Annotated in this window: 22 protein-coding genes; all 22 read right to left on the reverse strand. The window is 63.8% G+C overall.

The window, feature by feature from the left end:
• Positions 1 to 997, reverse strand: a 997-nt coding sequence (locus tag F3J43_RS02280; protein ID WP_205297588.1) for an Hpt domain-containing protein, incomplete at its 3' end; no start/stop codon positions are given.
• 12 nt (positions 998 to 1,009) lie between these two features.
• Positions 1,010 to 1,798 carry a protein phosphatase CheZ gene (locus F3J43_RS02285; protein ID WP_166883205.1) on the reverse strand — a complete coding sequence of 263 codons (789 nt, stop codon included), beginning with the start codon at positions 1,796 to 1,798 and terminating at the stop codon, positions 1,010 to 1,012.
• An 18-nt stretch (positions 1,799 to 1,816) separates the two neighbouring features.
• Positions 1,817 to 2,191 carry a chemotaxis response regulator CheY gene (locus F3J43_RS02290; RefSeq protein WP_134693811.1) on the reverse strand — a complete coding sequence of 125 codons (375 nt, stop codon included), beginning with the start codon at positions 2,189 to 2,191 and terminating at the stop codon, positions 1,817 to 1,819.
• Between the two features lie 105 nt (positions 2,192 to 2,296).
• Complete coding sequence (gene fliA, locus F3J43_RS02295) at positions 2,297 to 3,037, reverse strand: RNA polymerase sigma factor FliA (protein WP_166883206.1); 741 nt, start codon at positions 3,035 to 3,037, stop codon at positions 2,297 to 2,299.
• A complete protein-coding gene (gene fleN, locus F3J43_RS02300) occupies positions 3,034 to 3,867 on the reverse strand; it encodes a flagellar synthesis regulator FleN (protein WP_016393812.1) in 834 nt (277 codons plus the stop codon). The genes fliA and fleN overlap by 4 nt, the downstream gene beginning before the upstream one ends.
• A 114-nt stretch (positions 3,868 to 3,981) precedes the next feature.
• Positions 3,982 to 5,292 (reverse strand): flagellar biosynthesis GTPase FlhF, encoded by a 1,311-nt coding sequence (flhF, locus tag F3J43_RS02305; RefSeq protein ID WP_166883207.1) that lies wholly within the window; start codon positions 5,290 to 5,292, stop codon positions 3,982 to 3,984.
• A gap of 11 nt (positions 5,293 to 5,303) precedes the next feature.
• Positions 5,304 to 7,433 (reverse strand): flagellar biosynthesis protein FlhA, encoded by a 2,130-nt coding sequence (gene flhA / locus F3J43_RS02310; RefSeq protein ID WP_166883208.1) that lies wholly within the window; start codon positions 7,431 to 7,433, stop codon positions 5,304 to 5,306.
• Positions 7,434 to 7,584: 151 nt separating this feature from the next.
• A complete protein-coding gene (gene flhB, locus F3J43_RS02315; protein ID WP_166883209.1) occupies positions 7,585 to 8,727 on the reverse strand; it encodes a flagellar biosynthesis protein FlhB in 1,143 nt (380 codons plus the stop codon).
• A gap of 2 nt (positions 8,728 to 8,729) precedes the next feature.
• Positions 8,730 to 9,506 carry a flagellar biosynthetic protein FliR gene (fliR, locus tag F3J43_RS02320; RefSeq protein ID WP_166883210.1) on the reverse strand — a complete coding sequence of 259 codons (777 nt, stop codon included), beginning with the start codon at positions 9,504 to 9,506 and terminating at the stop codon, positions 8,730 to 8,732.
• A gap of 7 nt (positions 9,507 to 9,513) precedes the next feature.
• A complete protein-coding gene (fliQ, locus tag F3J43_RS02325) occupies positions 9,514 to 9,783 on the reverse strand; it encodes a flagellar biosynthesis protein FliQ (protein WP_166883211.1) in 270 nt (89 codons plus the stop codon).
• A 21-nt stretch (positions 9,784 to 9,804) separates the two neighbouring features.
• Entirely contained in the window at positions 9,805 to 10,548 is a 744-nt protein-coding gene (fliP, locus tag F3J43_RS02330) for a flagellar type III secretion system pore protein FliP (protein WP_502706595.1), read from the reverse strand.
• A gap of 2 nt (positions 10,549 to 10,550) precedes the next feature.
• Complete coding sequence (gene fliO / locus F3J43_RS02335) at positions 10,551 to 11,003, reverse strand: flagellar biosynthetic protein FliO (RefSeq protein WP_166883213.1); 453 nt, start codon at positions 11,001 to 11,003, stop codon at positions 10,551 to 10,553.
• Positions 11,004 to 11,468 (reverse strand): flagellar motor switch protein FliN, encoded by a 465-nt coding sequence (gene fliN, locus F3J43_RS02340; RefSeq protein ID WP_166883214.1) that lies wholly within the window; start codon positions 11,466 to 11,468, stop codon positions 11,004 to 11,006. It lies immediately after the preceding gene.
• 47 nt (positions 11,469 to 11,515) lie between these two features.
• Positions 11,516 to 12,484 carry a flagellar motor switch protein FliM gene (gene fliM, locus F3J43_RS02345; RefSeq protein ID WP_166883215.1) on the reverse strand — a complete coding sequence of 323 codons (969 nt, stop codon included), beginning with the start codon at positions 12,482 to 12,484 and terminating at the stop codon, positions 11,516 to 11,518.
• A gap of 10 nt (positions 12,485 to 12,494) precedes the next feature.
• Positions 12,495 to 12,992 (reverse strand): flagellar basal body-associated protein FliL, encoded by a 498-nt coding sequence (fliL, locus tag F3J43_RS02350; RefSeq protein WP_166883216.1) that lies wholly within the window; start codon positions 12,990 to 12,992, stop codon positions 12,495 to 12,497.
• A gap of 163 nt (positions 12,993 to 13,155) precedes the next feature.
• On the reverse strand, positions 13,156 to 14,493 hold the full coding sequence (locus tag F3J43_RS02355) for a flagellar hook-length control protein FliK (RefSeq protein WP_166883217.1): 1,338 nt from the start codon (positions 14,491 to 14,493) through the stop codon (positions 13,156 to 13,158).
• A gap of 70 nt (positions 14,494 to 14,563) precedes the next feature.
• The gene (locus tag F3J43_RS02360; RefSeq protein WP_205297589.1) at positions 14,564 to 14,902 is read right to left on the reverse strand and encodes an Hpt domain-containing protein; all 339 of its coding nucleotides are present in this window, start codon (positions 14,900 to 14,902) and stop codon (positions 14,564 to 14,566) included.
• Positions 14,903 to 14,966: 64 nt separating this feature from the next.
• Positions 14,967 to 16,658 carry an ATP-binding SpoIIE family protein phosphatase gene (locus F3J43_RS02365; protein WP_166883219.1) on the reverse strand — a complete coding sequence of 564 codons (1,692 nt, stop codon included), beginning with the start codon at positions 16,656 to 16,658 and terminating at the stop codon, positions 14,967 to 14,969.
• A gap of 8 nt (positions 16,659 to 16,666) precedes the next feature.
• Complete coding sequence (locus F3J43_RS02370; RefSeq protein ID WP_166883220.1) at positions 16,667 to 16,972, reverse strand: STAS domain-containing protein; 306 nt, start codon at positions 16,970 to 16,972, stop codon at positions 16,667 to 16,669.
• Between the two features lie 99 nt (positions 16,973 to 17,071).
• Positions 17,072 to 17,524, reverse strand: coding sequence for a flagellar export protein FliJ (gene fliJ, locus F3J43_RS02375; protein ID WP_166883221.1), 453 nt, complete (start codon positions 17,522 to 17,524; stop codon positions 17,072 to 17,074).
• 6 nt (positions 17,525 to 17,530) lie between these two features.
• A complete protein-coding gene (gene fliI / locus F3J43_RS02380) occupies positions 17,531 to 18,886 on the reverse strand; it encodes a flagellar protein export ATPase FliI (RefSeq protein WP_166883222.1) in 1,356 nt (451 codons plus the stop codon).
• Complete coding sequence (gene fliH / locus F3J43_RS02385) at positions 18,876 to 19,649, reverse strand: flagellar assembly protein FliH (protein ID WP_166883223.1); 774 nt, start codon at positions 19,647 to 19,649, stop codon at positions 18,876 to 18,878. Before fliH ends, fliI begins: the two co-directional genes overlap by 11 nt.
• Positions 19,650 to 19,716: the final 67 nt, after the last annotated feature.

The raw sequence follows: 19,716 nt of genomic DNA on the forward strand, positions 1-19,716 counted from the left end.
CGGCCGGTGCGCCAGCGGGTGCCGCGGCAGGCGCAGGCTTGGCTACTGGCTTGGCCTCGACCTTGGCCGCAGCCGGCGCGGCGGCTGCAGGCGCGGCAGCGACTGCGGCGGGCGCTTCGGCGGCGACTGCGTCACCGGAGAACTTGCCCTTGCCGTGCAACTGGTCGAGCAACGCCTCGAACTCGTGCTCGCTGATGTTCTCGTCACCGCCAGCGACAGCGGCGGCGGCAGCCGGAGCGCCGGCACCGGGCAGCGCATCGACGGCGAAGGTGCCCTTGCCGTGCAACTGGTCGAGCAACGATTCGAATTCGGCGTCGGTGATTTCGTCGCTGGCCGGTGACGCTGGAGCGGCGGCCGCTTCGGCAGAGAACTGGCCCTTGCCGTGCAACTGGTCGAGCAGCGACTCGAACTCGGCGTCGGTGATCTCGTCACCCTCGCCACCGACCGGCTCACCCTGCATCTGCTCGTGGACCTGCGCCTCGGCTTCGGCCTTGACCGCATCGAGCGAGTCGAGCAACTGTTCGAACTCGGTGTCGGTGATATCCGGCTCGGCAGCGGTCTCTACCACTGGCGCAGCCTCGACCACCGGGGCCGGAGCCTCGGCGCCACCCGGCTCGGCCAGGCGCGACAGCGCGGCCAGCAGCTCAGGGGTGGCCGGGGTGACATCGCTGCGCTCGCGCACCTGGCCGAACATGCTGTTGACCGTGTCGAGCGCCTCGAGCACCACGTCCATCAGTTCCGCGTCGACCCGGCGCTCACCTTTGCGCAGGATGTCGAACACGTTCTCGGCGATATGGCAGCACTCCACCAGCTCGTTGAGCTGAAGGAAGCCGGCGCCCCCTTTCACAGTGTGGAAACCGCGGAAAATCGCATTGAGCAGGTCCGCATCGTCGGGCCGGCTTTCCAGCTCGACCAGTTGCTCGGACAGTTGCTCGAGGATTTCGCCGGCTTCTACCAGGAAATCCTGGAGGATTTCTTCATCGGCGCCGAAGCTCATTAAACGTGCTCCTTAAAAACCCAGGCTGGACAGCAGATCGTCGACATCGTCCTGACCGGACACGACGTCTTCACGCTTATCGGCATGAATCTGCGGACCTTCACCCCGAGTCGGATGTTTTTCTTGATCTTTTTCAGCACGCAGCTGCTGGTGGTCATGTTCGATCCCGGCAAAGCGGTCGACCTGGCTTGCCATCAGCACGAGCTTGAGCAGATTGCTTTCGACTTCGGTGACCAGCGCGGTCACCCGTTTGATCACCTGGCCGGTCAGGTCCTGATAGTCCTGGGCCAGGAGAATGTCGTTGAGGTGGCCAGCGACCTTGCGGTTGCCTTCGGCGCTATGCGTCAGAAAACTGTCGACACGCTTGACCAGCTCACGGAATTCCGGTGCCGCCACTTCGCGACGCATGAAGCGTTGCCAGTCGGCGGACAGGGTCTGGGCCTCGGCGGCAAGATCGTTGAGCACCGGGGTGCTCTCCTCCACCAGGTCCATGGTGCGGTTGGCCGCGCCCTCGGTGAGGCGCACCACGTAGGAGAGACGCTCGGTGGCATCGGTGATCTGCGAGACTTCCTCGGCCTGCGGCATCGCCGGGTCGATCTGGAAGCTGACGATCGCGCTGTGCAGCTCACGGGTGAGCTTGCCGACTTCCTGATACAAGCCGCGGTCGCGGGTCTGGTTGAGCTGATGGATCAGCTGCACAGCCTCGCCGAACCGGCCGCGCTCGAGGCTCTCGACCAGTTCCTGGGCATGTTTCTTCAGGGTGGCTTCGAACTCACCCAGAGAGTTGTTGGTTGACTCCATGGCGCCCCCTGACGTGACTCAGCCGTTGACGCGTTCGAAGATCTTCTCGATCTTTTCTTTGAGCACCTGGGCGGTGAATGGCTTGACCACGTAACCGTTGACCCCGGCCTGGGCGGCTTCGATGATCTGGTCGCGCTTGGCTTCGGCGGTCACCATCAGCACCGGCATGCCTTTCAGGCGATCGTGCGCACGCACCTTGCGCAGCAGGTCGATACCCGACATGCCAGGCATGTTCCAGTCGGTCACCAGGAAGTCATAGTGACCGGCTTCGAGCATCGGCAGCGCCGTGGTGCCGTCGTCGGCCTCTTCGGTGTTGGTGAAGCCCAGGTCACGCAACAGGTTCTTGATGATCCGCCGCATCGTCGAAAAGTCGTCAACGATGAGGATTTTCATGTCTTTGTTCAATTAGACCTCCAAGCAGTCTTAAACGCGCTCGGCGCCGAGCGCGCAGTCAATCAATTCGGCACCACAATAAAAACGACTGCATCGAACCCTGGTTCAACGCGCCCGCCATTCTCCCAGGCGACTGCGCAGACGCGCCGCGCACTGGCTGTGCAACTGGCTGACACGCGACTCGCTGACCCCCAGCACCTCACCGATTTCCTTGAGGTTCAGCTCTTCGTCGTAGTACAGCGCCAGGACCAGACGCTCGCGCTCCGGCAGGTTGGCGATGGCGTCGGCCAGGGCGGACTGGAAGCGCTCGTCCTCCAGGTCCCGCGATGGCTCCAACTGGCCACTGGCACCATCCTCGTGCAGCCCTTCATGCTCGCCGTCCTGCAGCAGGTCGTCGAAACTGAACAGGCGGCTGCCCAAGGTGTCGTTCAGAATCCCGTAGTAATCATCGAGACTCAATTGGAGTTCGGCAGCAACCTCGTGATCTTTAGCGTCGCGACCGGTTCTTGCTTCAACCGAGCGAATCGCGTCGCTGACCATGCGCGTGTTGCGGTGCACCGAACGAGGCGCCCAATCACCCTTGCGCACCTCGTCGAGCATCGCGCCGCGGATACGAATACCGGCGTAGGTCTCGAAACTCGCGCCCTTGCTGGCATCGTACTTGTTGGCGACTTCCAGCAGGCCGATCATGCCGGCCTGGATCAGGTCCTCGACCTGCACGTTGGCCGGCAGGCGTGCCAGCAGGTGGTAGGCAATGCGCTTGACCAATGGCGCGTAGCGTTCGATCAGTTCGTACTGGGCATCCTTGGACGCCTTGCTGTACATCTTGAATCCGCTCGCATTCATAGTACCGGCCCCGCGCTGGTGGGCTGCACCAGACGCTCGACGAAAAACTCCAGGTGTCCGCGCGGATTGGCAGGCAGCGGCCAGCTGTCGACCTTCTGCGCGATGGCCTTGAAGGCCAGCGCGCACTTGGACCGAGGGAAGGCCTCATAGACCGCCCGCTGCTTCTGCACGGCCTTGCGCACACATTCGTCGTAAGGCACGGCGCCGACGTATTGTAGGGCGACGTCAAGAAAGCGATCAGTGACCTTGGTCAACTTGGCGAACAGGTTGCGCCCTTCCTGCGGGCTCTGGGCCATGTTGGCCAGCACACGGAAACGATTCATCCCGTAATCGCGGTTGAGCAGCTTGATCAGGGCGTAGGCGTCGGTGATCGAGGTGGGCTCGTCGCACACCACCAGCAGCACTTCCTGGGCGGCGCGAACAAAACTGACCACCGAGTCACCAATACCTGCAGCGGTGTCGATCACCAGCACGTCGAGGTTGTCGCCGATCTCGCTGAACGCCTGGATCAGGCCGGCATGCTGGGCCGGCGCCAGGTGCACCATGCTCTGGGTGCCCGAAGCGGCCGGCACGATGCGCACGCCACCCGGCCCCTGCAGCAGCACGTCACGCAGCTCGCAGCGCCCTTCGATGACATCGGCCAGGGTACGTTTGGGGGTAAGACCGAGCAGCACGTCGACATTGGCCAGACCCAGGTCGGCGTCCAGCAGCATCACCCGGCGACCGAGCTCGGCCAGGGCCAGGGACAGGTTCACTGAAACGTTAGTCTTGCCGACGCCACCTTTGCCACCGGTCACGGCGATCACCTGTACGGGATGCATGCTACCCATGTCTGTTCTTTACCTTGTCTCGCTTGGACCAGGGCCACAAGAGGGGCTGAACGCTCAAGGCCGCGGACAGGCCGGGCAACCCCATGATGTAGGTACTTTGCACAGTATTCACCCTCAACCCGCACGCTTGCCAGGGTTGTGGTAGAGATCAGCGAACATGTCGGCCATGGCCTCTTCGCTGGGCTCGTCCTGCATCTGTACGCTCACAGCGCGGCTCACCAACTGGTGCTTGCGCGGCAATTGCAGGTCGTCAGGAATGCGCGGGCCGTCGGTCAGGTAGGCCACCGGCAGTTCATGACTGATGGCCAGGCTCAGCACTTCGCCGAGGCAGGCCGTTTCATCGAGCTTGGTCAGGATGCAGCCGGCCAGGCCACAGCGCTTATAGCTGTGATAGGCGGCGGTCAGCACCTGCTTCTGGCTGGTGGTTGCCAGTACCAGGTAGTTCTTGGCGGCGATACCGCGACCGGCAAGCGTCTCCAGTTGCATGCGCAGGGCCGGATCGCTGGCTTGCAGGCCGGCGGTATCGATCAACACCACGCGCTTGCGCAACAAGGGCTCCAGCGCCTGGGCCAGGGACTCGCCCGGATCGACGTAGGTGACCGGCACATTGAGGATCCGCCCCAGGGTCTTGAGCTGCTCCTGTGCGCCGATACGGTAGCTGTCCATGCTCACCAGCGCCAGGTTGTTCGCGCCGTACTTGAGCACGTAGCGCGCGGCCAGCTTGGCCAGCGTGGTGGTCTTGCCCATGCCGGCCGGACCGACCATGGCGATCACCCCGCCCTCCTCGATCGGCTCGACCTCGGGCACGTCGATCATCCGCGCCAGGTGCGCCAGCACCATGCGCCAGGCTTGGCGCGGCTCTTCGATCTCGGCGGTGAGCTCGAGCAGCTCGCCAGCCAGCGCACCGGACAGGCCCAGGCGCTGCAGACGGCGCCAAAGGTTGGCCTGCTGCGGCTTGCTGCCCTGAAGCTGGCTCCAGGCCAGGGAACCGAGCTGCACTTCGAGCAGCTCGCGCAGCCCCGACAGCTCGGAGCGCATGGCGTCGAACAGGCGCGGGTCGACCGGCGCCGGTGCTGGCGCGGCCGCCACGGCCGGCGGCTCGACGTGCGGCTCGATCAAGGGTTCGGAGGCCGTCAGCGACTGACCAGCAAACAGTTGCCGGTTGCCTTCGCCGAGCTCGCCGCGCTCGCTGATTTCAGCCTGGGCGGTGACGATGCGCGACTGGGTCTTGCGCAATTCGTCCTCGAGCTCCGCATTGGGAACACGCGGGGCCAGGGCGGACAGCTTGTAGTCCAGCGCGGCCGTCAGTTCGACACCGCCAGCGATGCGCCGGTTACCGATGATGGCGGCATCGGAGCCGAGCTCATCCCGGACCAGCTTCATGGCCTGACGCATATCGGCGGCGAAAAAACGCTTAACTTGCATAACCCACTACCTCAGCCGTTGGGGCCCACGGTGGCAACGATGGTGACTTGCTTGTTGTCAGGTATTTCCTGATACGCCAAAACATGCAAATTCGGTACAGCCAGGCGACCGAAGCGCGACAGCATGGCCCGGATCGGGCCGGCCACCAGAAGGATGGCCGGCTGGCCCTGCATCTCCTGACGCTGGGCAGCTTCGATCAACGAACGCTGAAGCTTTTCGGCCATGCTCGGTTCAAGAAGAACACCATCTTCCTGACCCTGCCCGGCCCTTTGCAGACTATTGAGCAAGATTTGTTCCAACCTTGGCTCCAAGGTGATGACTGGCAGCTCGGACTCAACGCCGACAATGCTTTGCACGATGGCGCGAGACAATCCGACACGCACGGCGGCGACCAGTGCGGCGGTATCTTGACTCTTGCCCGCGTTGTTGGCGATCGCCTCGGCAATACTTCGGATATCGCGTACCGGCACCTGCTCGGCAAGCAATGCCTGCAAGACCTTGAGCAAGCCCGACAAGGAAATGACGCTCGGCACCAGCTCCTCGGCCAGCTTCGGCGAAGCCTTGGCCAGCACCTGCAGCAACTGCTGGACCTCTTCGTGACCGATCAGTTCGTGGCAGTGCTTCTGCAGGATCTGGTTGAGGTGCGTGGCGACCACCGTGCTGGCGTCCACCACGGTATACCCCAGCGACTGCGCCTGGGCGCGCTGGGCGATATCGATCCACACCGCCTCCAGCCCGAACGCCGGATCGCGCGCGGCAATACCGTTGAGACTGCCGAACACCTGACCAGGGTTGATCGCCAGCTCGCGATCGGGATAGATCTCGGCCTCGGCCAGGATCACCCCCATCAGCGTCAGGCGATAGGCACTGGGCTGCAGATCGAGGTTGTCGCGGATATGCACGGTCGGCATGAGGAAGCCCAGGTCCTGGGACAGCTTCTTGCGCACGCCCTTGATTCGCGCCAGCAACTGCCCACCCTGGTTGCGATCGACCAGCGGGATCAGACGGTAGCCGACCTCCAGGCCGATCATGTCGATGGGGGTGACGTCGTCCCAGCCTAGCTCCTTGGTTTCGAGAGCCCGTTGCGGCGACGGCAGAAGGTCCTGCTGGCGCTGGGCCTCCTGCAAGGCCTCGACCTTGGCCTTCTGTTGCTTCTTCCAGACCAGGTAGGCGCCACCGCCGGCCAGCAAGCCAAGACTGAGGAAGGCGATATGCGGCATGCCCGGGACCAGGCCCATGACGATCATCAGGGCGCCGGACACCGCCAGGGCCTTGGGCGAATCGAACATCTGCCGATTGATCAGCTTGCCCATGTCCTCGGAGCCCGAGGCACGGGTGACCATGATCGCGGCCGCGGTGGACAGCAACAGCGAAGGCAGCTGCGCCACCAAACCGTCACCGATGGTGAGCAGGGCATAGACCTTGCCGGCATCGGCGAACGACATGTTGTGCTGCAGCATGCCGATGAGCATGCCGCCGATGAGGTTGATGAAGAGGATCAGCAGGCCGGCGATGGCATCGCCGCGAACGAACTTGCTGGCACCGTCCATCGAGCCGTAGAACTCGGCCTCCTGGGCAACTTCGGCGCGCCGGGACTTGGCCTGAGCCTGGTCGATCAGGCCGGCATTGAGGTCGGCGTCGATGGCCATCTGCTTGCCGGGCATGGCGTCGAGGGTGAAGCGCGCGCTCACCTCGGAGATCCGCCCGGCACCCTTGGTCACGACCACGAAGTTGATGATCATGAGGATGGCGAAGACCACCGCACCGACGACATAGTTGCCGCCGATCACCACCTCACCGAAGGCCTGGATCACTTTGCCCGCCGCGCCGTGACCCTCCTGGCCGTGGAGCATGACCACACGGGTGGAAGCGACGTTCAGCGCCAGTCGCAGCAGCGTGGCCACCAGCAAGATGGTGGGGAAGGCGGCGAAATCCAGGGGCCGCAGGGCATACACGCAGACGAGCAGGACGACGATCGACAGCGCGATGTTGAAGGTGAAGAACACGTCGAGCAGGAACGGTGGTATCGGCAACATCATCATTGCCAACATCACCAGCAGCAACAGCGGCACGCCGAGATTGCCCCTGCCGAGACCGGCCAGGTTGTTACGGGCGCTGTTGATTAACTGAGTGCGATCCACCGCGAGTCCTCTTCAAGCAAAACTTTGACGCCTGCGTGGCGCCTGGCGCTGCCTTTGCAAGAAGCTTTCCAACTTTCTGGATCGTGGGTGAATGAGGGGATGGGATTGACGATGATGGCGTGCGAAATACACGCCCAGCGCCGCAGCGTATTCAGCTATCGCGCCGCAAATCGTCGGGGATCGGCAAATCTTCCTTCAACGGTTCCGGCGGCTTGCCCTTGCCAGCCCGATACTGGCGAATCTGGAACACATAGGCCAATACCTGCGCCACCGCCAGGTACAGGCCTGCCGGGATCTCCTGCTCGAGCTCGGTGGAGTAGTAGATCGCCCGCGCCAACGCAGGCGACTCAAGGATCTGCACCTTGTGCTCGACCCCGATCTCACGCATCTTCAGCGCCAGGAAGTCGGTACCCTTGGCCACCAGCAACGGCGCCGAGCCACCCTTCTCCGGGTCGTACTGCAACGCCACGGCATAGTGCGTCGGGTTGGTGATGATCACATCGGCCTCGGGCACCGCCGCCATCATCCGCCGCTGCGATACTTCACGCTGCAACTGACGGATACGCTGCTTCACCTCCGGCTTGCCCTCGGTATCCTTGTACTCGTCGCGCACTTCCTGCTTGGTCATCTTCAGCTTCTTGTGCGCCTGCCACAGCTGGAACGGCACGTCCGCCGCCGCGATCAGCAGCAACCCCGCCGACATCCACAACGCACTCCAACCCACCACCTGGACCGCATGGATGATCGCCTGCTCCAGCGGCTCGTTGGCGATTGCCAGCAACGCCTCGCGATCCGAGGACAACACCACCAGCGCCACGATCAGGATCACCACGAACTTGGCCATCGCCTTGAGCAGCTCGGTCAAGGCATGCAGTGAAAACATGCGCTTGATCCCCGACAACGGGTTCATCCGACTGAACTTGGGCTGCAACAAGCTCCCCGAGAACAGGAAGCCCCCCAGCGCGATAGGCCCGATGAAGGCGATCACGAACAGCAGGATCAGGATCGGCTGCACCGCCCAGATCGCCATCTCCCCCGAAGCCAGGAGGAACTTGCCCATGCTGCGCTCATCCACGATCACCTCGCGTGCCAGGCTGAAGTTCACCTGCATCAAGGTCATCAGGGTTTGCGCCAGGTGCCCGCCGAACGCCAGCAACCCGCCCGCCCCAGCCAGCGTGACCGCCACCGTGTTCAGTTCCTTGGAACGGGCAATCTCACCCTTCTCGCGCGCGTCGCGCTTGCGCTTCTCGGTGGGTTCTTCTGTCTTGTCCTGCCCGCTCTCGCTCTCGGCCATGCTCAGCGCGCCCGTGCCAACTCACGCAGCCACTGCAGCGCTTCGCTGGCCAGTGCCTGGTAATGGGAAAGGATATCGGCCAGGCCGACCCAGAAGATGCCAAGCCCCAACACCAGGGTCAGCGGGAAACCGATGGAGAAGATGTTCAACTGCGGCGCGGCACGGGTCATCACGCCAAAGGCGACGTTGACCACCAACAGCGAAGCGATCGCCGGCAGGATCAACAGCAGACCGGCACCGAGCACCCAGCTCAGACGCCCGGCCATCTCCCAGAAATGGTTGACCACCAAGGCACTGCCAATGGGCAGCGTGGTGAAACTCTCGGTCAGCACCTCGAGCGCCACCAGATGACCATTCATCACCAGGAACAGCACACTCACCAGCATGGTCATGAACTGGCTGACCACCGCCACGTTGACCCCGTTGGCCGGGTCGACCATCGAGGCGAAAGCCATACCCATCTGCACCGCGATGATCTGCCCGGCAACGACGAACGCCTGGAACAGCAACTGCAGCGAAAAACCGAACAACGCACCGACGATGACCTGCTCGCCACACAGCAGCACACCACGCAGGCTCAGCGGGTCGATCGCCGGCAACGGCGGCAGCGCGGGCACGATCACCACGGTAATGGCCAGCGCGGCATACAGGCGCACACGGGTCGGCAGCATCTTGGTGCCGAAGATCGGCATGGTCATCAGCAAGGCCGCCACCCTAAACAGAGGCAGGATGAACGTGGCAACCCAGGTGCCGATCTGCGCATCGGTCAGCTCGAGCATGGCGCGCTCAACCGATCAACTGCGGAATGCTGGTGTAGAGGCTGATGAAGTACTCCATGAACTTCTGCACCAGCCAAGGCCCGACGATGATCAGGGTGACCAGCATCACCAGCAGGCGAGGCAGGAAGCTCAAGGTCTGTTCGTTGATCTGCGTGGCAGCCTGGAACATGGCCACCACCAGGCCGATCAGCAGGCTTGGCACGACCAGTACCGCAACCATCGTGGTGGTCATCCACAATGCGCTCCGGAACAGGTCGACTGCAACTTCAGGGGTCATGTGAAGCTCTCCTTGACGGCGTCAGACGCCGCCGAAACTGCCAGCCAGGGTGCCCATGATCAGCGCCCAACCATCGACCAGGACGAACAGCATGATCTTGAACGGCAGCGAAATGATCAGCGGCGACAGCATCATCATGCCCATCGCCATCAGCACGCTGGCCACCACCATGTCGATGATCAGGAACGGAATGAAGATCATGAAGCCGATCTGGAACGCGGTCTTCAGCTCGGAGGTGACGAACGCCGGTACCAGGATGGTCAGCGGCACCTGGTCGGGGCCGGCGATGTCGGTGCGCTTGGACAGGCGCATGAACAGGTCGAGGTCACTCTGCCGGGTCTGCGCCAGCATGAAGTCCTTCAACGGCACCTGGGCCTTGTCGATGGCCTGCTGCGCAGTCAGTTGCTCGCTGAGATAGGGCTGCAGCGCATCCTTGTTCACCCGATCGAACACCGGCGCCATGATGAACATCGTCAGGAACAGCGCCATGCCGGTGAGCACCTGGTTCGACGGCGTCTGCTGCAGGCCCAGGGCCTGACGCAGGATGGAGAAGACGATGATGATGCGGGTGAAGCTGGTCATCAGGATGACGAACGCCGGAATGAAGCTCAGCGCCGTCATGATCAGCAGGATCTGCAGGCTGACCGAGTACTCCTGCTGCCCGTCCGCCCCACTGGACAGGGTGATGGCCGGAATCGACAGCGGGTCGGCGGCCAGGGCCAGCGGCGCGGCCAGCAGCAGCGCCAGGGTCAACAGCATGCGCATCATTACTTCCTGTCCTTCTGATCCTTGCCCATCAGCTCGAGCAGCCGCTGGGCGAATTCCGGCGTCGCCGGGCGCGCCGCAGCCGGCACCTCCACAGGCTCGGCCAGCACATGCAAGGCCTCGATGCTGCCCGGGGTATGGCCGATCAGGATCTGCTCCTTGCCCACCTGCACCAGCAGCAGCCGGTCACGCGGGCCGATGGCGCGGCTGCCGACGATCTCGATCGCCTGCACGCCACGTTGCGCGGTGCTCTGCATGCGCCGCAACAGCCAGGCGAGGAAGAAGATCAGGCCCACCACCAGCAGCAGGCCGAAGACCATCTGCGCCAGCTGTCCACCCAGGCTCGCCGGCATCGGGGCAACGGCAGGCGCGGCAGCGGGCTCGGCCGCCGCCAGCAGCAACGGGCTCGCCAGCAAGGCGATGAGGGCCGTGGCGGCCCGCAGCACGCCCTTCACTCAGCGCAGCTTCTTGATGCGTTCGCTGGGGCTGATCACGTCGGTCAGGCGGATGCCGAACTTCTCGTTGACCACCACCACTTCGCCGTGGGCGATCAGGGTGCCGTTGACCAGCACGTCCAGCGGCTCGCCCGCCAGGCGGTCGAGCTCGATGACCGAACCCTGGTTGAGCTGCAGCAGGTTGCGGATATTGATCTCGGTGCTGCCCACTTCCATGGAGATGCTCACCGGAATGTCCAGGATCACATCCAGGTTCGGGCCTTCGAGGCTGACGTTCTCGTTGGGCTTGGGCGAGCTGGCGAACTCTTCCATCGGCAGGCGGCCTGCGCCCGAACCACTGGCATCGGCGGCCAGCAGCGCGTCGATGTCCGACTGCCCGGCATCACCGGTTTCTTCCAGGGCCGCGGCCCACTCGTCGGCCAGCGCCTGGTCGTCTGGAGCGTTGATCTCGTTTTCGTTAGCCATGATTTCCTCGACAGGCATTCAATTCGTAGTGAGCGACCGGCACGCCGTCAGCGGCGTTCGATCGGATCGATGATCTGCAGCGCCAGGTTGCCCTTGTGCGAACCCAGCCGCGCCTTGAACGACGGCACGCCATTGGCACGCAGCACCAGGTGCTCCGGCAGCTCCACCGGGATCACATCGCCGGGCTGCATGTGCAGGATGTCGCGCAGCTTCAGCTGACGCCGGGCGACGGTGGCCGACAGCGGCACCGCGACATCCAGCACGTCCTCGCGCAGGGCCTTGACCCAACGCTCGTCCTGATCGTCCAGGTCGGACTGGAAACCGGCGTCGAGCATTTCGCGTACCGGCTCGATCATCGAGTACGGCATGGTCACGTGCAGGTCGCCGCCACCGCCGTCCAGCTCGATGTGGAAGGTCGACACCACCACCGCCTCGCTGGGGCCGACGATGTTGGCCATGGCCGGGTTGACCTCGGAGTTGATGTACTCGAAGTTGACCGGCATGATCGCCTGCCAGGCCTCCTTGAGGTCGACGAAGCACTGGTCCAGGACCATGCGCACCACGCGCAGCTCGGTCGGGGTGAACTCGCGACCTTCGATCTTGGCGTGACGACCGTCGCCGCCGAAGAAGTTGTCCACCAGCTTGAACACCAGCTTGGCGTCGAGGATGAACAGCGAGGTGCCGCGCAACGGCTTGATCTTCACCAGGTTGAGGCTGGTGGGCACGTACAGCGAATGCACGTACTCGCCGAACTTCATCACCTGCACGCCGCCCACCGCCACGTCCGCGGAGCGGCGCAGCAGGTTGAACATGCTGATGCGGGTGTAACGGGCGAAACGCTCGTTGATCATTTCCAGGGTCGGCATGCGCCCCCGGACGATACGGTCCTGACTGGTCAGGTCGTAGCTCTTGATGCTGCCGGGCTCGCCGGCGCTCTCGGTTTGTACCAGCCCATCGTCCACCCCATGCAGCAGGGCGTCGATCTCATCCTGGGACAGCAGGTCCTGCACGGCCATCTATGTGCTCCTACTGCAATACGAAATTGGTGAACAGCAGCTGGTCCACGACCGGCCTGCCGACTTCTTTCTGCGCCACTTCCTGCACCACCGCGGTGGCTTTCTGACGCAGCATCTCCTGCCCGACCGAGCTGGCCGCGAGGGTATCGAAGCCTTGGCCGGAGAACATCATCACCAGATTGTTGCGAATCACCGGCATGTGCACTTTCAACGCATCCAGATCGGCCTGGCTACGCCCCTGCATGGTGATGCTCACCTGCATGTAGCGCTGACGGCCGTTCTGGTTGAAGTTGACTACGAAGGCTGGAGCCAGCGGCTCGTAGATAGCCGGCGCCTTGACGTTGGCCTGGGCTGCATCCGGCGCTGGTGCCGACTCGCTCTTGTGCATGAAGAACCAGGTGGCGCCGACCGACAGGCCGACCGCCAGCAGCAAGGCCAGCACCAGCAGCAGGATCAGCTTGAGTTTGCCTTTAGTGGCGGGGTCTTTCACTGCGTCGCTCTTCGCCATGCCAATAATCCGTCGTCCATCGGGGTTTCAAAGAAGGATGACGTGGCTTGAGCAAGTGTTATGCCAGATTTGTCCGGCGCTTTGCGATGACCGCCTCATCGCGATGCAATCCACCCCACGACCCTGTGGGGGGGGCTTGCCCCGCGATCCGGATACAGGGGCGTCAGGCGTAGTAATCGACCACGCTGTCGCCAATCACCACCTGCTGCTCGACTGGCCGTGAAGCGTCGACCAGCCCGCTCTCCTCGTCAGCCGCACGTTCGGCGCGACGCGCCGCGACACCGGAGAAGCCCGAGCCTTCCTGCTGCGCCTGCTGCTGTTGCTGCTGGCCACGGGACTGGTCGGCGACGCTGACATCAGGCTGTGCCAGCCCCTGCTGGGTAAACAGATCGCGCAGACGATGCATCTGGCTGTCGAGGGCATCGCGCACACCCGCGTGGCCACTGACGAAGTGAATCTGCGTGGACTGCTCCGCCGTCACGTTGACGCGGATGTTCAGACGCCCCAGCTCGGCGGGCTCGAGCTGGATGTCGGCCGACTTGAGGCTCTGGCTGGACAGGTACATGACCCGGTTGACCAGGCCCTCGGCCCAGGCACCCTGGTTCATCACCAGCGGCTGCTGCAACGGGCCGGGCGTGACCGGCACGGCATTGGCGGTCTTGGGCGTGGCGGCCTGGGTCAGGCTGGCCAGGCGATTGGCGAAATCGTCCACGCGGGTGTCGCTGGCAGCACTCTTGAGGTCCTTGAGGCCATCATCGATCAGGCCCTTGAAGGCTTTGTCGCCCTGCTCGCCATGGCCAGGCTCGCTTTCGACCTTCTCGACAGCATTCGCCAAGGTATTGACGGCAGCCTGGTTCGGATCAGCCTGTTGCTGACTGTTGTCCAGCCGGGTCGGCGTGGCGTGGGCCGACGTCGTGCCCTTGGCCTGGGCATTCTGCTCCAGCGCCAGGCGCAGGGTCGGCATGTCGGCGAGCGCGTCGGCCTCGGGATCGAACAGGACCGGCTTGGCTTCATCCTTCGCCAGCACGGCAGATGGAGCCGGCAGGGTCGGCTGCTGGGGTGGCTGCACCGCAGCCTGCAGTACCGGGGCGACCGCCTCGGCCTGCGCCTGGATCAACTGGGCACCCGGCTGCGCATCGGTAACCTGGCCTGCGACCAGGTTGGCGTCCAGCGACGCGCTGTCGCTGTCGTCGCCGGACTTGTCCGAGACCGCCTGAGGTTCGGCGGCAGGCAAGTTATTGCCGGCATCGGCAACTGCGGGTGCCGGCGCGGCATCCGCCTTGCCGTTCACGGCGCTGTTGGTGTTGGCCTGGGCAGCGCCCGAGGCTGGCTTGTCATCGCGCGACGGTACATTGTCACGCCCTTGCCGCGCCATGACCTGGTCGAAGCCGGCGCCCTGCACGGCCGGGGCCTGCGGCGACTTGTCCGCCACACTGACAGCCGGACGCGAGGCTTTGTTCACCAGGCCGGCTTGCAGCAATGGATTGGATGCGACAGGCATTGAAAGGTCTCCGCGCCAGAATCTTGAAAAACGTCTGGGCTTAGACAGGCAAAAGTCAGGCCAGATTGTTTCAGGGACGCCAGATACGTTGCTGCTCACAGCGATAGAAGCGTCGGACTTCATGGTATTCAGTGTCGATACGATTGATCAGGTCTTCGATTCCGTACAGCGGCTGCCGGCGCACCCGCTCCTCCAGCTCACGGCATAGCTCGGCCAGGCCAACCGCGCCCATGTTGCTGCTGCTGCCCTTGAAGCTATGGGCTGCCAACCCGAGTTCCTGCGCGTTTCTGGCGTTGCGCAATTGCTCAAGACGCCGCTCGGAATCCTCGAGAAAGGTTTCCAGCAACTGCAGGTAGCCATCTTCCATGACCTCCCGCAGGTCGCTCAGGACCTTCTGATCGATATGCATGTCCACCACTTGTTCACTCCCTGATCAAGCCTGTTTCGTTCACACTCCGGCATGATCGCCGCACTCACCACTCGAACTCAACCCGCGCCAGGCGACCACCTTCGAGCCAGCAGGCCTGACAACCCATGCGCCGTACCAGATCCAGGCCCCGACCACTGAAGCCCTGCACCGACGGTTGCCGCGCCAGCACCCGCTCGACATCGAAGCCCGCGCCACTGTCTTGCACCTCCACCTGCAAACGCCCGCCACCCGGGCGCGGCTCAACCCGCAACCCGACCCTGACATGGCCATCCACCTGCCGCTCCAGGCGCTCACCGCGCAGGCGATAGTACTCGGAGAACCCCTGGGCGTCGCGCTTGAGGCGCGAGTCCAACCCCAGCACGCCATGCTCCAGGGCATTGGAATACAGCTCGCTGAGCACACTGTGCAGCATACCGCTGCTCGGCCTCAGGCCATGGACCTCCTGCAACAGTTGCACCAGATAAGGCACCGGGTTGAAACGCCGGAGACTCTCGCCGCGCAAGACGAAGTCCAGCGTCCACTCCAAGGGGCTGGAGCGACCACTGTCGGAATAGATCATCGGCCGAGCCCCCACCTCACCCGGCGCGAGCATCTGGATATCGCAGAGACTGATATCGTCACGCGGCTGACCGCCGAAACCTTCCAGCGCCTGCATCACCTCGTCGAATAGATGCTCAGGCGTGCGATTCGCCGCCAGTACCTGGAGCAAGCGCTCGACACCGAACAGGCGATCGTAGGCATCGCCGGTATCGACCACCCCGTCAGAGAGCAGGAACAATCGCTCCCCTACGGCCAACGGCATGACCTCAGTGGTGGCACTGAACTGCTCCGACGCCAGGATACCCAGCGGCAGGTGTCGCGAAGGCAGTACCGCCAGCACCTCGCCATCCGCCGACAGCCGGTAGCCGTCAGGCATGCCACCGTTCCACACCTCCACCGTGCCACGCTGGAAACTCAGGCTCAGCAGCACCGCGCAGCAGAACATGTCCACCGGCAGGATGCGCTTGAGCTTGGCATTCATCTCCCGCAGCGTCTCGGCCAGCCCATACCCCTTGGCAGTCATGCCGTAGAACACTTCCGCCAGCGGCATCGCCCCCACTGCGGCGGGCAAGCCATGGCCCGTGAAGTCGCCCAGCAGCACGTGCATGTCGCCGGCCGGCGTGAAGGCAGCCAGCAGCAGATCACCATTGAACAAGGCGTAGGGCGATTGCAGGTAGCGGATATTCGAGGCCCTGAGACACCCCGAATGGGCGACCTTGTCGAACACCGCCTTGGCCACTCGCTGCTCGTTGAGCAGGTGGTGGTGATGCCGGGCAATCTGGTCGCGCTGCTCCAGCACGGTCGCCTGCAGGCGGCGCAGGCGATCCATGGCACGGATCTTGGCGCCCAGGATAACCGCACTGTAGGGCTTGGCCATGAAGTCGTCGCCCCCGGCCTCGAGACAGCGCACCAGCGCCTCCTCCTCGTTGAGCGAGGTGAGAAAGATGATCGGCACCAGCGCCTCGCCGGCCAGCGCCTTGATCCGTCGCGCCGCCTCGAAACCATCCATCACTGGCATCAGCGCATCGAGCAGTACCAGTTGCGGGCGACACTCGATGAACAGCGCGACCGCCTGCTCACCGTTTTGCGCGGTGAACACCTGGTGCCCCTGGCGCCGCACGATCTGCGCCAGCAACAGCCGGTCTGCGGCGCCATCCTCGGCCACCAGCACCGTCAACGCCGGTTCGGCGGACATGGGCAATCTCAACTGATATCGAACAGTTTTTCGAAATTGGAGATGGCCAGTATCTTGCGCACGTCCGGGTTGGCATGCACCACCCGGATGTCCGGATCCTCGCCGCCGACATGATCGCGCAGCAGCAGGAGCATGCCCAGCGCCGAGCTGTCCAGATAGGTAGCCTCCTTCAGATCGACCACCACCGAGTCCGGTCGCGGTCTCTGGCGCTCGTAGGCATCCCTGAATTCCTGATGCTTGCCGAAATCGAAGCGCCCCTTGACCTTGATCGTCAGCTTTTTCCCGTCCTGCGAAAAATCAGTCTCGACTGCCATGCCAGCGATTCCTTCGATGATGGCGAATGCAACCCTTGAAGGTTTAGCAGTCAGCCAAGTCCCTCGCAAGCCGCAAGAGCCAGCCTTGCTGGCGCCCGCTCAGGGATGAGCCTGGCGCGGCAGACGTTGGGACAGCTCGTCGAGCAGGCGCTGCTCACGCTTGTCCTCGGCGCGGCGCGCCTCGTCGAGGTAGCGCTGGACCAGCTTGCGCAGCCCTTCGACCCGGGCATAGGCCTGCTGCCAGGTGTCGCGGGCATTGTTGAGGTTGTTCTGGTGCCAGACCAGGCTCTGGCGCTGCTGGGTCATCGCGGCCTCCAACTGGCCGAGAAAACGCTGGTAGTTGAGCAGCCAACTGCCGTCCACCCCCTGGCTGCCGCGGTTGATCCACTGCGCCTGGTACGCCTCGCGAAAGCTCTCCAGCTCGGCCAGCTTGGCCTGGGCATCGCTAACCAGGCGCTGGAAATGGCCAAGACGCTGGACAGCCTTGCGCTCGGCCTCCTCGGCCATTTCCACCACCGGCGCCAGACGCGCGGCTCGACTGGGCTGGGCCATGGTCTATCAGCCCGCCGGCGGCACGAAAATGGCGCCAAGCTGCTCGCGGCTCTGGGCCATGCCGACGTTCTCGTCCAGGCCCTGGCGCAGGAAATCCACCAGCTTGGGCTGCAGGGCGATGGCCAGGTCGGTTTCGACATCGCCGCCGGGCACATAGGCACCTACGCTGATGAGGTCGCGACTCTGCGACAGGCGCGACCACAGTTGCTTGAACTTCTGCGCCTGGCGCAAGTGGTCGGCGTCGACCACCTGGGGCATGACCCGGCTGATCGAAGCCTCGATGTCGATGGCCGGATAGTGCCCCTCCTCGGCCAGGCGCCGCGACAGCACGAAGTGACCATCGAGCACCCCCCGCGCCGAATCGGCGATCGGGTCCTGCTGGTCATCACCCTCCGACAGTACGGTATAGAAGGCCGTGATCGAGCCACCACCTGGCTCGCCATTGCCGGCGCGCTCCACCAGCTTGGGCAACTTGGCGAACACCGACGGCGGATAGCCCCGGGTAGCGGGCGGCTCGCCGATGGCCAGGGCGATTTCACGCTGCGCCTGGGCGAAACGGGTCAGCGAATCCATCAGCAGCAGGACATTCTTGCCCTTGTCGCGGAAGTACTCGGCAATACGCGTGCAGTACATCGCGGCACGCAGCCGCATCAGCGGCGCATCGTCCGCTGGCGAAGCCACCACCACCGAACGCTTGAGCCCCTCCTCGCCAAGGATGTGCTCGATGAACTCCTTCACTTCGCGACCCCGCTCGCCGATCAACCCGACCACGATGATCTCGGCCTCGGTGAAACGGGTCATCATGCCCAGCAATACCGACTTACCGACGCCGGTACCGGCGAACAAGCCCAGGCGCTGGCCACGGCCGACCGTCAACAAGCCGTTGATGCTGCGAATACCGACATCCAGTGGTTGGCTGATCGGGTCTCGATTGAGCGGATTGATGATCGGACCATCCATCGGCACCCAGTCTTCGGCCTTCATCCCGCCCTTGCCATCCAGCGCACGGCCAGCACCATCGAGCACCCGCCCGAGCATGCTCATGCCCATCGGCAGGCGACCACTGTCATCCAGCGGCACCACCCGCGCCCCTGGCGCCAGGCCGGCAATACTGCCGACCGGCATGAGAAACACCTTGGCACCCGCGAAGCCCATCACCTCGGCCTCGACTTCCACCGGGTGATAACTGTCGTCGTTGATCACCAGGCAGCGACTCCCCACCGCCGCACGCAAGCCTTCGGCCTCGAGGGTCAGGCCGACCATGCGCAACAGGCGCCCCTCCACCACCGGCTGGTCAGGCAGCCGAATCGCCTCGGCATAGCCTTCGAGGCGCTTGCCGAAGCTGGTGCGATCAAGGCGCATCGGTGTCTCCCGACTGAGTTTCGAGCTCGACGCGAATATCCGGCGCGGCCGGGTGCAGGGAATGATCGTGGGACTGGTCGAACAGCTGCGCCACAGCCTTCTCTATACGCGTTTCCATGGTCGCATCGATGTGGCTGTGAGCGGTCTCGATACGGCAACCACCGGGCAGCAGCGCCTCGTCCTCGAGCAGCTTCCAGTTCTCCTCGTGACGTTCACGCAACGCCTTGGCCAACTCGAAATCCTGCGGATTGAGGTGAATGCGAATGTTGTTCGCGCCCATCGGCAGCAGCTTCAACGCCTCGCGCAGGACATGGGTGATCTGGCTGGAGTCGCTGCGCAACTCCCGGCCGATGACCTGGCGGGCCATGTGCGCGACCAGTTGCACCAGGCCCTTTTCGATCTGGGTGTCCTGCTCGGCAATGGGCTCGAGCAGATGCCCCATCACCTGTTCCAGGCTGGCCAGCTTGGCGGCCAGGGCGACTTCGGCCTCCTGGCGCACCTTGAGCTGGGTACTGTGGAAGCCTTCGCGCTCACCCGTGGCGAAGCCCTCGTTGTAGGCCTCCTGACGAATGGCTTCGAGCTCCTCGAGGGTCAGTGGCTGGACTTCTTCCAGCGGCACCTCTTCGACTTCTTCCTCGATGACTTCCGGCTCGGGCTCCGGCTCCGGTTCAGGCGCCGGATCGAAGCTGGGCAACGCCCATACATCCACGCCCTCGAGGTCGCGGGCACGGATCAGGTCGCTGGGATGTTCGGTGATGGACATGCTGTGAGCTTCTCGAAAACCTTGAAAGGGCCATGGGAGCGGGCTTGCCCCGCAATGGGCAGGCGTC

The sequence above is a fragment of the Pantoea sp. Cy-639 genome (assembly GCF_011752525.1).
In the GTDB taxonomy this organism is placed as follows: Bacteria; Pseudomonadota; Gammaproteobacteria; order Pseudomonadales; family Pseudomonadaceae; genus Aquipseudomonas.

What these genes read in the sequence shown, in the direction of transcription:
- F3J43_RS02285 (WP_166883205.1), bottom strand. Translation starts at nt 1,798, where the DNA reads ATGGAGTCAACCAACAACTCTCTGGGTGAGTTCGAAGCCACCCTGAAG.
- F3J43_RS02290 (WP_134693811.1), bottom strand. Translation starts at nt 2,191, where the DNA reads ATGAAAATCCTCATCGTTGACGACTTTTCGACGATGCGGCGGATCATC.
- fliA (WP_166883206.1), bottom strand. Translation starts at nt 3,037, where the DNA reads ATGAATGCGAGCGGATTCAAGATGTACAGCAAGGCGTCCAAGGATGCC.
- fleN (WP_016393812.1), bottom strand. Translation starts at nt 3,867, where the DNA reads ATGGGTAGCATGCATCCCGTACAGGTGATCGCCGTGACCGGTGGCAAA.
- flhF (WP_166883207.1), bottom strand. Translation starts at nt 5,292, where the DNA reads ATGCAAGTTAAGCGTTTTTTCGCCGCCGATATGCGTCAGGCCATGAAG.
- flhB (WP_166883209.1), bottom strand. Translation starts at nt 8,727, where the DNA reads ATGGCCGAGAGCGAGAGCGGGCAGGACAAGACAGAAGAACCCACCGAG.
- fliR (WP_166883210.1), bottom strand. Translation starts at nt 9,506, where the DNA reads ATGCTCGAGCTGACCGATGCGCAGATCGGCACCTGGGTTGCCACGTTC.
- fliQ (WP_166883211.1), bottom strand. Translation starts at nt 9,783, where the DNA reads ATGACCCCTGAAGTTGCAGTCGACCTGTTCCGGAGCGCATTGTGGATG.
- fliP (WP_502706595.1), bottom strand. Translation starts at nt 10,548, where the DNA reads ATGCGCATGCTGTTGACCCTGGCGCTGCTGCTGGCCGCGCCGCTGGCC.
- fliN (WP_166883214.1), bottom strand. Translation starts at nt 11,468, where the DNA reads ATGGCTAACGAAAACGAGATCAACGCTCCAGACGACCAGGCGCTGGCC.
- fliM (WP_166883215.1), bottom strand. Translation starts at nt 12,484, where the DNA reads ATGGCCGTGCAGGACCTGCTGTCCCAGGATGAGATCGACGCCCTGCTG.
- fliL (WP_166883216.1), bottom strand. Translation starts at nt 12,992, where the DNA reads ATGGCGAAGAGCGACGCAGTGAAAGACCCCGCCACTAAAGGCAAACTC.
- F3J43_RS02355 (WP_166883217.1), bottom strand. Translation starts at nt 14,493, where the DNA reads ATGCCTGTCGCATCCAATCCATTGCTGCAAGCCGGCCTGGTGAACAAA.
- F3J43_RS02360 (WP_205297589.1), bottom strand. Translation starts at nt 14,902, where the DNA reads ATGCATATCGATCAGAAGGTCCTGAGCGACCTGCGGGAGGTCATGGAA.
- F3J43_RS02365 (WP_166883219.1), bottom strand. Translation starts at nt 16,658, where the DNA reads ATGTCCGCCGAACCGGCGTTGACGGTGCTGGTGGCCGAGGATGGCGCC.
- F3J43_RS02370 (WP_166883220.1), bottom strand. Translation starts at nt 16,972, where the DNA reads ATGGCAGTCGAGACTGATTTTTCGCAGGACGGGAAAAAGCTGACGATC.
- fliJ (WP_166883221.1), bottom strand. Translation starts at nt 17,524, where the DNA reads ATGGCCCAGCCCAGTCGAGCCGCGCGTCTGGCGCCGGTGGTGGAAATG.
- fliI (WP_166883222.1), bottom strand. Translation starts at nt 18,886, where the DNA reads ATGCGCCTTGATCGCACCAGCTTCGGCAAGCGCCTCGAAGGCTATGCC.
- fliH (WP_166883223.1), bottom strand. Translation starts at nt 19,649, where the DNA reads ATGTCCATCACCGAACATCCCAGCGACCTGATCCGTGCCCGCGACCTC.